Origin of the sequence: Thalassospira sp. MIT1004 (assembly GCF_001858545.1) — a bacterium.
GTDB lineage: Bacteria > Pseudomonadota > Alphaproteobacteria > Rhodospirillales > Thalassospiraceae > Thalassospira > Thalassospira xiamenensis.
Genome location: NZ_MCAO01000011.1, coordinates 84,443 through 96,299 on the forward strand (window position 1 = coordinate 84,443; position 11,857 = coordinate 96,299).

The window sequence follows — 11,857 nt, forward strand, 5'->3', positions numbered from 1 at the left end:
TTGATGAACTGTTGCGCATGATTTTTCGCAACACATGTTCACGGCCAAGCCGGGAGGAAGCGATGAGCGAACCTGCTCGCACATCTCGCACGAAACAGGAATACGAACAGACGCTTGACGCCAGCGACAAGGCGGTTGCGCAGTTCGACCATAAAAACCGGAACTTTCTGGATGCCACGCAACATTTCCTGCATGGCAATCCGACGATGGTGCCGGTGATCGTCCTTGTCATTTCGATTATCATCTTTGGTGCACTGGCGGGACCGAAGTTCTTTTCGCCGTTCAACCTGTCGCTGATTGTGCAGCAGGTTTCGATCATCGGCATTCTGGCCGCCGCACAAAGCCTTGTGATCCTGACCGCCGGAATTGATCTTTCGGTCGGTGCGATCATGGTTTTGATGTCGGTCATCATGGGGCAACTTGCGATCACGCTTGGCGTCCCCGCACCGCTTGCCATCCTGATCGGGTTTGTCGGCGGCATTCTGGCCGGGATGCTGAACGGGTTTCTCGTCACCCGCATCAAGTTGCCGCCCTTTATCGTGACATTGGGCACGTGGAATATTTTCTTTGCGCTGAACCTGTGGCTTTCGGGCGCACAATCGATCCGCAGCCAGACACTGGATGAAATCGCACCGCTTTTGAAATTCTTTGGCGAAAGCATTGCGATTGGCGGGGCACGGATCACCTATGGCTCGGTCCTGATGCTCGTCATCTTTGCCGTCCTTTGGTACATCCTGAACCATACCAGTTGGGGCCGGCATGTTTATGCCATCGGCGATGACAAGGAAGCCGCCGAGCTTTCTGGCATTCGCACCAACCGCACGCTTATCATGGTTTATGGCCTTGCCGGGCTAGTATGTGGCATTGGTGCGTGGGCATCGATCGGGCGTGTTGGCTCGGTCTCGCCGCAAAGTTTTCAGGAAGCAAACCTGCAATCGATTACCGCAGTTGTGATTGGTGGCATTTCGCTGTTTGGCGGACGCGGTTCGATCATCGGGCCGCTGATCGGGGCGCTGATCGTTGGCGTGTTCAATTCGGGGCTTCGGCTTGTCGGGGTTGATGTTCTTTGGCAGGTGTTTGCAATCGGCTGGCTGACGATTATTGCCGTTGCAATCGACCAGTGGATCAGAAAGGTATCGTCATGAGCACGGATAAAAAACCTGTCCTGACCGCACGCGGTATCGTCAAACGCTATGGCCGTGTGACCGCACTTGATCAGGCGGATTTTGACCTTTATCCCGGTGAAGTCCTTGCGGTGATCGGCGATAACGGTGCGGGAAAATCATCCCTGATCAAAGCACTTTCGGGTGCGATCACTGTTGATGAAGGCACCATCGAGCTTGATGGCAAACCGGTGCGTTTTTCATCACCGATGGAAGCCCGCGAAGCCGGAATCGAGACAGTTTATCAGAACCTTGCGCTTTCGCCGGCCCTGTCGATTGCGGATAACATGTTCATGGGGCGCGAGCTGCGCAAACCGGGTTTTATGGGCAAATATTTCGGGGCCCTTGACCATAAAGGAATGCAACGCATCGCGCGGGAAAAGCTTTCCGAGCTTGGCCTGATGACCATCCAAAACATCAATCAGGCGGTCGAAACGCTTTCGGGCGGGCAGCGGCAGGGGGTTGCGGTTGCCCGTGCGGCGGCCTTCGGATCACGCGTCGTGATCATGGATGAACCGACCGCGGCCCTTGGGGTCAAGGAAAGCCGCCGGGTGCTGGAACTGATTGCCGATGTCAAATCGCGCGGCATGCCGATTGTGCTGATTTCGCACAATATGCCCCATGTGTTCGAGGTGGCGGATCGCATCCATGTTCATCGTTTGGGCAAGCGGCTTTGCACGATCAATCCTGATGATTACAGCATGTCGGACGCGGTTGCCTTCATGACCGGTGCCAAGGAACCACCCGAAATGTCGGCGGCGGCATGATTGAATGACACCGGATATCGATATCCTGACGGCGATGATCAGGGACAGACAGATTGGGGATCGACGCCTCCTTGTCGCGATCGCCGGAGCACCAGCCTCGGGCAAGTCAACTTTGTCCGAACGGCTTCATCACCATCTGGGGGGTGATGAAGCCGGGGCTGTTGTCGTGCCGATGGATGGCTATCATTTCGATGATGCCATCCTTTACGCGCGGGGATTGCTGCCGCGTAAAGGTGCGCCGGAAACGTTCGACACCGGCGGCTTCAAACGCACTCTTGAAGCGATCCGTACCGATGATGACGATGTTTATGTCCCGGTATTCGACCGCCATCTGGAACTGTCACGCGGATCGGCCCGATGCGTTTCACGAAGCCATCGCATTGTGCTGGTCGAAGGCAATTATCTGTTGCTCAATCAGTCGCCGTGGAACCAGTTGGCAAGCCTGTTCGACCTGACCCTATTCATCGACACACCGCTTGCGGTTTTGGAAAAGCGTCTTTTTCAGCGGTGGCTTGACCACGGACATGACCAGCCTTCAGCGCGGCAGAAAGCATTGGATAATGATATCCCCAATGCCAGAACTGTTGCCGAGTACAGCAAGTCCGGCACAGCCATTATTATAAATAACGCCTGATAGGATGGTTTGAATTACCGTTCTTTTCGCAACACCAGCGTATAGCACATCGGGATCTGGGCTTTTCTGTCTTCATAGATATCAAATTCAGTTTCCCGATTTGAATGCGGATATTCGTTAAAACGTTCCAGTTTTAATCCGGCAGCGACAGCCGCAGACACGATTTCGCCCATCGTGTGGGTAAACCACCATGAAACCGGCCCCTGCCCACCATCAGATCCGTCATACGTTATGGTATCTTCGTTTACGTGCGGTCCACGGTCAAAATATGATTGAGACGGTGAAAACGGATCGGCAGAAGTCGGATCAAACATTTCAAGAAACGGCTGGGTTTCATAGATAACGAGCACCCCATCCCGAGCCAGCAGCCCTGAGACGGCATCGAAGAAACGTTTCAAATCCGGCATCCAGTTCAGAACACCAATGGTAATCAAACCAAGGTCAAAATCGCCCGGCGTGTCTTGCGGCAATTCGTAAATGTCAGCACAGAGAAAATCACATTTCCGTCCCGATAGATGCGCCAGCTTCCGGGCTTGCGCGAGAAATGCATCGGATTGATCAATCCCAAGCACAGTTTTTGCTCCCATGGCCGACAAGGACAGCACTTCGCGACCGTTATTGCAGCACACCTGCACGACGCGTTTTCCCACGACACCGACATCCTCCAACGTTTCCCGCAAGGTTTCGTCGAACGTCGAGAAATCGGCTTTCGCAACCTCGGCCAAAAGTCGTTGCCAGGTTTCACCGGCTTCATGCAATGGTGCGGAGGCATCCCATGCAGCACGGTTGGCCGATGTGTATTTTTTGTGTGCGTCCATGGCCTGCCCCGCCCATACCATAAGTTGTAATATTTCAATAATCACAACCAAGACAGCAGACTGTCAAACGAACAATGCAGGATCACACGGATTTAATTGCCGCACTGCCAATCAGTACATCAGACACCCATTCGGCAACAACCCGCACGCGCGGCACATGGCGCATATCCTGATGGATCAGGAGCCAGATTTCGCGTCCCTCCGGCTCGATATCGGGTTTGCGCGTAAGCCCCGGGGCGCGATCCCCCAGGCATCGTGGCAGCAGGGCAAAGGCATTGGCCGAACAAGCCATCGTCGCCATGATGGCCCCGCGATTGGAACGGCTGATGGTTTGGCGGTTAGGGAAATGGCGGTTGAGCCATATCTGTTCTGGCTTGTCGGCAAACGCGTCGTCAAGATCGACCCACGGTGCATCGGTCGGGTCATTGATCCCATCGGGACCATAAATACCGTATTCCATCACACCGATTTTCCGGATGTGAAATGCCCCGGTTTGAGGCCGGGCAAGGCGTAGCGCAATATCGGTTTCGCGTTGCGGCAGACTTAGATTGCGGTTGCCGCCAATCAGTTCGACGCAAAGGGATGGATGGTTTGATGTCAGTTCCCCCAGACGCGGGGCGATACAGTTTTCAAAAATCACATCCACCCCGGCAACGCGAACAACACCCGATATTTCCGGACGGGCTACCTTTTCCGACAAAGTGCCATTTGCTTCGAGCAAGGTACTGACTTCGGCCTCCATCGCCCTTGCGGTTTTCAGAAGGCTTTGTGCGCGCAATGTCGGGCGCATCTGACCATCCCGACGCAGCAGAACGGGAAAGCCGGTGGCTTCTTCAAGGCGGGCAATACGGCGCGCAATCGTCGTCTGGTTGACGCCGAGTTCACGCGCGGCCGCACTCATGGTATTTGCGCGGCAAACGACGGCGAATGTCCGCAAGGCTTCCCAATCCATGGATCATCACCCGGTTATAATTTCTGCATATACGCAGATCATATCTGCAAATTGACGGATTTAAACTGCAAACATGCAGATGCATGATCAGGCCATCCAAATGACTTTGAAAGGACAGCCACCATGAGCGCACAATCCATTTTTGAAATTCTTGGCGTTGAATTGCCGACCGGATCGGCGCGGGATGCTGCATTGATCGTGATCGATGCCCAGGAAGAATATCGCAGCGGGCGGTTGAAGCTATCAGGGCTTGAACAGGCACTGGACAATATTGCTCGCCTGATCGCCCATTGGCGCGCGCAGAACGGCACCTTGATCCATATCCAGCATCACGGACAGGGTCTGTTTGATCCCGAAGGTCCGTATGCCAAGATCATGGACGAAGTCGCCCCGCGCGACGGCGAGCCGGTTCTGACAAAGAATGTACCCAATGCCTTTGGCGGGACTAATCTGCGCGACCTGATTGATCAGGCCGGATTGAAACATGTGGTGCTGGCCGGTTTCATGACACATGTCTGCGTGTCGACCACCGCACGTTCCGCCAACGAACAGGGATTGCAGGTCACCATCGCGGGGGATGCGGCCACCACACGCGACCTGCCCGCAACATCCGACCACGCTACTATCCCGGCCAAGGAATTGCACCGCGCCGAACTGGCCATTCTGGCCGATGCGTTTGCCAAGGTCGTTAATACCGAGGATGCTCTGAAAGCGTGATTGTAAATGCAAAACACCCCGCAGGATTGCTGCGGGGTGTTTTGATGAGTGTGAGCGCAAACAGTGCGATCAGAACATATGCTGCCCGCCATTGAGCGACAGACAGGAACCGGTGATGAAGCCGGAATTCGGGCCACACAGGAACAGAACGGCCTGTGCGATTTCCTCGGCCTCGCCAAGACGACCAACCGGGATTTTGGCGATGATGCCTTCCAGAACCTTTTCCGGAACGGCGGCGACCATGTCAGTATTGATATAGCCTGGCGCGATGGTATTGACCGTCACACCCTTGCGCGCGACTTCCTGCGCCAGTGCCTTGGTAAAACCATGCACCCCAGCCTTGGCGGCGGAATAGTTGGTCTGGCCGAACTGACCGGCCTGACCGTTGATCGACGAAATATTGACGACCCGCCCGAACCCGCGTTCGCGCATGCCTTCAAGCACCGGCTTGGTCATATAAAACAGCGAACTTAAATTCGTTTCGATCACCGAATGCCAGCTTTCAACAGACATCTTGTGCATGAAGCCGTCTCGCGTAATCCCCGCGTTATTGACCAGAATATCAACCGGCCCGACTTCGGATTCCACCTGTCGAATGCCATCCGCACAGGCATCGGCATCGGCAACACTCCATTTGAAGGTCGCAATGCCGGTTTCTTCGGTGAAAGCGCGGGCAGCGTCATCATTGCCTGCATAGTTTGCAACAACCGTATGGCCCGCTTCCTTGAGCGCCAGGCTGATCGCCTTGCCAATTCCGCGTGTGCCACCGGTTACCAGTGCCGTTTTTGTCATGGTCGCCTCCCTAAACTTCAGTCATCCAATTCATGTATCGGTATCCCGTAGTTTGCCCTTCTACGATATGCGAAATTTTAATCCACAAAACCAATTATAAACGTAACTTTATTTCCCACCCATCATCCATGTCACGTAAAATGCGTAAACTCTGGTCGAATTTCATCTGCGCCCGAGGGGATAAACAAACAGGGCAGCCCCCAAAGGAGGCCGCCCTGCACGTTTCATCCAATCAGATGGTTCGAAGCAATCAGCGTTCGACGCACAGTGCGACCCCCATGCCGCCGCCAATGCACAATGTCGCAAGGCCCTTTTTGGCATCGCGTTTCTGCATTTCGTACAGCAGGGTGGTAAAGACACGTGCGCCCGATGCGCCAATCGGATGGCCAAGGGCAATGGCCCCGCCATTGACGTTAACCTTGTCGGTATCCCAGCCCATGTCACGGTTCACCGCAATTGCCTGTGCGGCAAAGGCTTCGTTGGCTTCGATCAGGTCAAGATCACCAACCGACCAACCGGCTTTTTCAAGTGCCTTGCGCGATGCCGGGATCGGGCCGGAGCCCATAACAGCCGGATCAACCCCGGCGGTCGCCCAGCTTTTGATCGTAGCAAGCGGAGTCAGGCCGCGTTTAGCGGCCTCGTCAGCCGACATGACAATCAGGGCAGCGGCCCCGTCATTGATGCCCGATGCGTTACCGGCGGTTACCGTGCCTTCCTTATCAAAGGCCGGGCGGAGTTTCGCCATACCTTCGAGGCTGGCACCATGACGCGGATATTCATCGGCATCAAAGACCACATCGCCCTTGCGCGAAGAAAGGGTGACGGGGGCGATTTCATCATTGAAGCGGCCGGATTTCTGGGCGGCTTCGGCCTTGTTTTGTGACGCGGTCGCGAAGGCATCCTGTTCTTCGCGGGTGATCTGCCATTTAGTGGCGATGTTTTCCGCGGTGTTGCCCATGTGATAGCCATTGAAGGCACACCACAGGCCATCCTTGATCATGCTGTCGATGAATTTGACATCGCCCATCTTGTGACCGGCACGCAGATTGGCGACGTGCGGCGACATGGACATGTTTTCCTGACCACCGGCAACGACGATTTTGGCGTCACCCGCCATGATCTGCTGGGCAGCAAGGGCAACGGTGCGAAGGCCCGATCCACAGACCTGGTTGATGACAAAGGCGGTGGCAGTATCGGGGATGCCAGCGGCGATTGCCGCCTGCCGTGCCGGATTCTGTCCGGCCCCGCCGGTCAGGACCTGACCGAAAATAACCTCGTTTACGGCATCCGCCTCGACACCGGAACGTTCCAGAGCCGCCTTGATGGCAACAGCGCCAAGCTCGTGTGCTGGGGTATTGGCCAGCGAACCGCTAAAAGCGCCGATCGGTGTGCGTGCGGCACCCACAATTACGACGTCTGTCATGAAACCCTCCGATTATATCTTGAATACGTTTTTCCCCGGACCTTTACGATCCTGATGATCGGACCTGCAATCCACCTACGATCTTATCGCGACGCAACAAAAAGCCAAGCATTGATACGCACCACTTTCGGACAGTTTTGTTTCCGGGTGTATGGGCCGGGCAAATCCGCGCAGATCGTTATCCTCATAGTTTGCCTGAAACGGCTATAACGCAACCCCGACTTCATCCTTTAATATCTCTGTCGCGATATAGGTGCGGTACCAGACGATGTTGTCGTCCGCGTCAAACAGGGTTTCGCATAGGGCGGTATATTCCGCCATGTCGCGCATATGCAGGACCAGAACACCGGTGACCTCGCCAGTGACAAGGTAGCATTGCCGAACGGCTTCAAGGGTGCGGACTTTTTTGATGAAGTCCTGCCGGTAGCGGTTGCCATGGCGATGAAATTCCAGATTGATCACCGCAGTTAATGGCCGCCCGACCAGCGCGGGATCAATCACCGCCACGGTTTTGCGAATGACGCCAGCCTCGCGCAGCTTGGCAACACGGCGCAAGCAGGCCGATGGTGACAGGCCAACATGATCGGCAAGCGTTGCATTCGCGATATCCGCGTTGTTCTGCAATATCCCAAGTATTTTGGTATCGATACGGTCAAGATCGGCCAATATCTGCAACTCCGAAGCGCGGCATGATAAAAGTACGCTTTATTATTGCACGGAAACACGTGATTTCGCCGCACAATAATATATCGACTGTGCGAGGATGCGCATCGTTAAATGACTGCCCCACATATGCCCTTCGTACCACCCAAGAAGCCCGGAACCTCGCGCCCCATGCATCGCTATTTCCTGAATTTGCTAAACCGCAGCCAGCGTTTGTTCATCACCCTGATCAAGGTCATGTTACCCGTCATGATCATTGTGCGAATTGCCGATGAATTCGGCGCGGTTGCCTTTGCATCCGACCTGCTGTCCCCCATCATGAGCCTGATCGGATTACCGCCCGAAGCCGGTCTGATCTGGGCAACATGTGCGCTGGTCAGCATGTATGGCGCGGTCGGGGCGTTTATCGGGTTATCCGCCCATCTTGATATGACAGCCGCCCAGCTAAGCGCGCTTTGCGCGATGATGCTGTTTGCCCATGGGCTTCCAGTCGAACAGGCGATTGTCAAACGCGCCGGGGCCAGCCTGATTGCAACCACGGCCCTTCGGCTTGGCGCGGCGGTGTTCTACGCCGCACTGGTGACATGGATCAGCAACACCACCGGATGGCTTTCCGAGCCGGTTGATTTTTCTTGGATGGCGGGCGGCGAGACGACTGTGGTCGCCACCGGTATGGATGGCTGGGTCGAATGGACCATCCAGACGATAAAATCGCTTGTTGTGACCTTTGGCGTGATTGTCGGCTTGCTGGTGTTGCTCGATATCCTTGATAAAACCGGCATTACCGAGCGCATCACGCGTGGCATGATGCCGATCCTGCGGATTTCGGGATTATCGCGCGACGTCGCCCCGGTAACGACCATTGGTGTGTTGCTGGGCCTGACTTATGGCGGGGCGCTGATCATTGACGAGGCGCGCAAAAAGAACTTCCCGCCGCGCACCCTGTTCTTATCGCTTGCGTGGTTGTCGCTGTCGCATTCCCTGATCGAGGATACGGCAATCATGCTGGCCCTTGGTGCGGATATCTGGATCGTTCTGGTCGGGCGGGTGATCCTGACATTGCTGATCATTGCCGCCCTTGCGCGCCTGACACTGCGTTGGCAGCGGGAACCGGAACAACTGGCAACGGATTCTGCCAGTTCCTGAACGAAACCCGGCCTTGGCATCCTTGATCCCCCTCTGTAAGCCGCAGAATATCTGAAATGTCACAGTGACAAGGCTTGCCCGCGACTATGGCGCGTGTAGAGTGAGCAGGATTGAATTTCTGTCAGGGTCAAGCGGGGTCAAGTTCGGGATTGATGTGTCAGGACATGTATATCCGCGCCATTTTACCTGTGACGAATGGCCAGAACACCGGGATCATCCAGATGGCAGTCCCCGGATACGATATTGACGAAAGCGGTCATCTGGCGATGGATTTTGGCCGTTGTCAGGCAGCCCTGAAAGAGCTGAAACAGCTTCATGTGCGTCATTATGTGTGTCTGACCACGCTATCCGAGATCGGGCCGGAGGAAACCGGCGATATTCGCGATCTGGTCGCACGGCAGGACATCAAAAGCCATCACCTTCCGATAGAAGATTATGCAAAGCCGGACGGGAATTTTTTGAGCGCCTGGCGAAATGTGTCGCCGCAATTGCAGGCATGCCTTGATGCCGGGGACGGGATTGCGTTGCAATGCCTTGCGGGCTATGGCCGAAGCGGCACCATCGCCGCCCTTTTGCTGATCGAGCGGGGAATGGCACCAGACACTGCGATAGAGACCGTAAAGAGGATAAGCGGTGAATCGATAGAAAGCAGCGTACAGTTGGACTTTCTGTTATCCCGGCCTACCCTGTAAAACCTGACCGTTCAGCTTTCCGCAGCGTCAAGCAACGCGCAAAAGCTTAGCAAGGTTTCGGCGCGCAGGCAGAAATACGCCTGAAAGTCGCCTTTTTCAATCGGGCCGATCAGCTTTTCAAATTCGGTCCGGATCAGCTTGGTCGCAAGATCAGGGAAGCGTGCCGACTGATGCACAAGCCCCGGCACGGTGCGATAAAACAGCATGTCGTCGGTACGTTTCAAGACGTCATCCGCAATCAGACCTGCTGTCAGAAGATGGACATCGCGTAGCACGCTCCAGAATTTTTCACGCTCTGCATCGGCCGAAAGACGCGATACCCGATAATAAAGCGGGGCAATCGACGCCTCGATATCCTGGGGCGTTGCGGTAATGCCAAGATCATCAATGATGCGATAGATTCCCGAACGGATCTGCAACCCCTGACGTTGGGTTTCCAATGGCTGATCCTGCACCGTGGTACCGACACCGACCTTGACCACCGCGAGTTTTTCGTAGGCAAGACGCTGGAGCACCTGACGGATCGGCGTGCGGCTGACCTCGAACTCCTTGCCAAGTTCCCCTTCATACAGGACCGCGCCGCTTTCATAGACACCCAGACAAATGCGTTCACGGATGGCTTCGTAAATAATATCAACGCTGGATTTCTGTGTGGATGTCATGCGCTCTGTTCTTGTGTTCGGGCCGGAGTCGCATTGTGAAAACGGCAAATTCGCAACCGATCATGGCCCACCCAATGAAGAATGGTGTACATGTATGCACCTATAATAGCAATGGCAAGATTTCATATTTCGACCTGAGAACCGCTGATAACTGCGATTAAACGGGAACCATTTGCGCTTCCCCACCCTTGTTTACCTCTCTGTCATATAAATATCATTTACTGTATAGCTGTATACAAGCATACTAGCTGCAATGCACAAGACACTCAAATCAGGGAATGGGTGATACGCATGCGTCTTCCAAGGTCACAGTTCTTCTGGCAATTGCTTGTCGTCGGTATCCTCGTCTGGCTGGGATATGTACTGGCCAGCAACATCGAGGCGAACCTGGCGAAATCGAACATCGTTCTGTCATTCGACTTCCTGTCGGGGCAGGCCGGTTTCGATATCAGCGAAAGCCTTTTGCCGGTTTCATCGACCAGCAGCTATGGCAGCGTAATCCTTGCTGGCGTTCTCAATACATTGACCCTTGCATTGTGCTGCATAATCGGCGCGACCGTGATCGGCGTGCTGATGGGGATTTTACGAACAAGCGGCCATTATCTGGGAGAACGGGTTGCCGGGTTTTACATCGAGATCACGCGCAACCTGCCCAAGCTTCTGATCCTTCTTGCGCTTTATCTGGCGATGGTAACCGCACTTCCGATCGTGCGCGAAAGCTGGTCATTTTTCGGTCTTGTCCAGATTTCGAACCGGGCGGTTTATTTCCCGGTTATTGAACAGGGCATCGGGCTTTATTGGGTTATTGCCATGCTGGCGATCTGGCCTGCGGCCCTTTTTATACTTGGCCGCATTGCCCGTCAGATACAGGAACGAACTGGCATCCGGTATCCGGTTATCTGGCCAGTTTCGATTTTCATTCTGGCGATGATCGCAGTACCTGCGACGACGGGCCTGATTGAGTATCCCCTGTCGTGGCCGGTTCTCAAGGGGTTCGATTTTGCCGGGGGCGGACGGATTTCAGTTCAGTTCCTTGTGCTGGTGCTGGCACTTTCGATCTATCACGGTGGGCAGGTCGCGGAACTTGTGCGCGGTGCCGTTCAATCGGTCCCGATCGGGCAATTCGAAGCCGCACGAGCATCTGGACTGAGTTTTGCCCAGATGACGCGACTGGTCATTCTGCCGCAGGCGGTCCGGGCTGCCGTGCCATCAATGGGCAACCAGTATCTGAACATCACCAAGAACACCTCGATCGCGCTCGCGGTCGGTTATTCCGATCTGGTGTCGGTGATGACGACATCAATCAACCAGACATTCCGTCCAATCGAACTGATGACGGTGTCCATGGGTGTTTACCTTGGCATCTGTCTGATCGTTTCGTGGCTGGTCAACATTTATAACGCGCGCGGCCAGATGGTGAGGACCTGA

Annotated in this window: 13 protein-coding genes; 7 read left to right on the forward strand and 6 right to left on the reverse strand. The window is 54.9% G+C overall.

Annotated elements, in window-relative coordinates; translation table 11 throughout:
* Positions 1 to 62 precede the first annotated feature (62 nt).
* Genes BC440_RS05155 through BC440_RS05165 form a run of 3 tightly spaced genes read left to right on the forward strand, consistent with a single transcriptional unit; the run spans position 63 to position 2,564 of the window.
* Entirely contained in the window at positions 63 to 1,145 is a 1,083-nt protein-coding gene (locus BC440_RS05155) for an ABC transporter permease (RefSeq protein ID WP_065701724.1), read from the forward strand.
* Entirely contained in the window at positions 1,142 to 1,930 is a 789-nt protein-coding gene (locus tag BC440_RS05160) for an ATP-binding cassette domain-containing protein (RefSeq protein ID WP_065701725.1), read from the forward strand. The genes BC440_RS05155 and BC440_RS05160 overlap by 4 nt, the downstream gene beginning before the upstream one ends.
* 4 nt (positions 1,931 to 1,934) lie before the next feature.
* Positions 1,935 to 2,564 (forward strand): nucleoside triphosphate hydrolase, encoded by a 630-nt coding sequence (locus tag BC440_RS05165; protein WP_065701726.1) that lies wholly within the window; start codon positions 1,935 to 1,937, stop codon positions 2,562 to 2,564.
* Positions 2,565 to 2,578: 14 nt separating this feature from the next.
* On the opposite strand, the gene BC440_RS05170 is transcribed toward BC440_RS05165, so the two are convergent.
* Positions 2,579 to 3,382, reverse strand: coding sequence for a class I SAM-dependent methyltransferase (locus BC440_RS05170; RefSeq protein WP_065702134.1), 804 nt, complete (start codon positions 3,380 to 3,382; stop codon positions 2,579 to 2,581).
* A gap of 82 nt (positions 3,383 to 3,464) precedes the next feature.
* Positions 3,465 to 4,334 (reverse strand): LysR family transcriptional regulator, encoded by an 870-nt coding sequence (locus BC440_RS05175; RefSeq protein ID WP_065701727.1) that lies wholly within the window; start codon positions 4,332 to 4,334, stop codon positions 3,465 to 3,467.
* Between the two features lie 123 nt (positions 4,335 to 4,457).
* On the opposite strand from BC440_RS05175, the gene BC440_RS05180 reads away from it, so the two are divergent.
* Positions 4,458 to 5,051, forward strand: a complete 594-nt coding sequence (locus tag BC440_RS05180; RefSeq protein WP_065701728.1) for a cysteine hydrolase family protein — start codon at positions 4,458 to 4,460, stop codon at positions 5,049 to 5,051.
* Between the two features lie 69 nt (positions 5,052 to 5,120).
* Here the strand turns inward: BC440_RS05180 and phbB are convergent, their stop codons facing one another.
* From phbB to BC440_RS05195, 3 genes are all read right to left on the reverse strand, one after another.
* A complete protein-coding gene (phbB, locus tag BC440_RS05185; RefSeq protein WP_065701729.1) occupies positions 5,121 to 5,843 on the reverse strand; it encodes an acetoacetyl-CoA reductase in 723 nt (240 codons plus the stop codon).
* Positions 5,844 to 6,093: 250 nt separating this feature from the next.
* A complete protein-coding gene (locus BC440_RS05190; protein WP_065701730.1) occupies positions 6,094 to 7,266 on the reverse strand; it encodes an acetyl-CoA C-acetyltransferase in 1,173 nt (390 codons plus the stop codon).
* 204 nt (positions 7,267 to 7,470) lie between these two features.
* The gene (locus BC440_RS05195; RefSeq protein WP_065701731.1) at positions 7,471 to 7,932 is read right to left on the reverse strand and encodes an Lrp/AsnC family transcriptional regulator; all 462 of its coding nucleotides are present in this window, start codon (positions 7,930 to 7,932) and stop codon (positions 7,471 to 7,473) included.
* Between the two features lie 111 nt (positions 7,933 to 8,043).
* On the opposite strand from BC440_RS05195, the gene BC440_RS05200 reads away from it, so the two are divergent.
* Positions 8,044 to 9,075 (forward strand): nucleoside recognition domain-containing protein, encoded by a 1,032-nt coding sequence (locus BC440_RS05200; RefSeq protein WP_223304862.1) that lies wholly within the window; start codon positions 8,044 to 8,046, stop codon positions 9,073 to 9,075.
* A 221-nt stretch (positions 9,076 to 9,296) separates the two neighbouring features.
* Positions 9,297 to 9,767 carry a dual specificity protein phosphatase family protein gene (locus tag BC440_RS05205; protein ID WP_175484467.1) on the forward strand — a complete coding sequence of 157 codons (471 nt, stop codon included), beginning with the start codon at positions 9,297 to 9,299 and terminating at the stop codon, positions 9,765 to 9,767.
* Between the two features lie 11 nt (positions 9,768 to 9,778).
* Here BC440_RS05205 and BC440_RS05210 read toward each other — a convergent pair whose 3' ends face one another.
* Positions 9,779 to 10,429 carry a GntR family transcriptional regulator gene (locus tag BC440_RS05210; RefSeq protein ID WP_065701734.1) on the reverse strand — a complete coding sequence of 217 codons (651 nt, stop codon included), beginning with the start codon at positions 10,427 to 10,429 and terminating at the stop codon, positions 9,779 to 9,781.
* A gap of 291 nt (positions 10,430 to 10,720) precedes the next feature.
* Here BC440_RS05210 and BC440_RS05215 point away from each other — a divergent pair, with 291 nt between their 5' ends.
* The gene (locus tag BC440_RS05215) at positions 10,721 to 11,857 is read left to right on the forward strand and encodes an ABC transporter permease subunit (RefSeq protein WP_065701735.1); all 1,137 of its coding nucleotides are present in this window, start codon (positions 10,721 to 10,723) and stop codon (positions 11,855 to 11,857) included.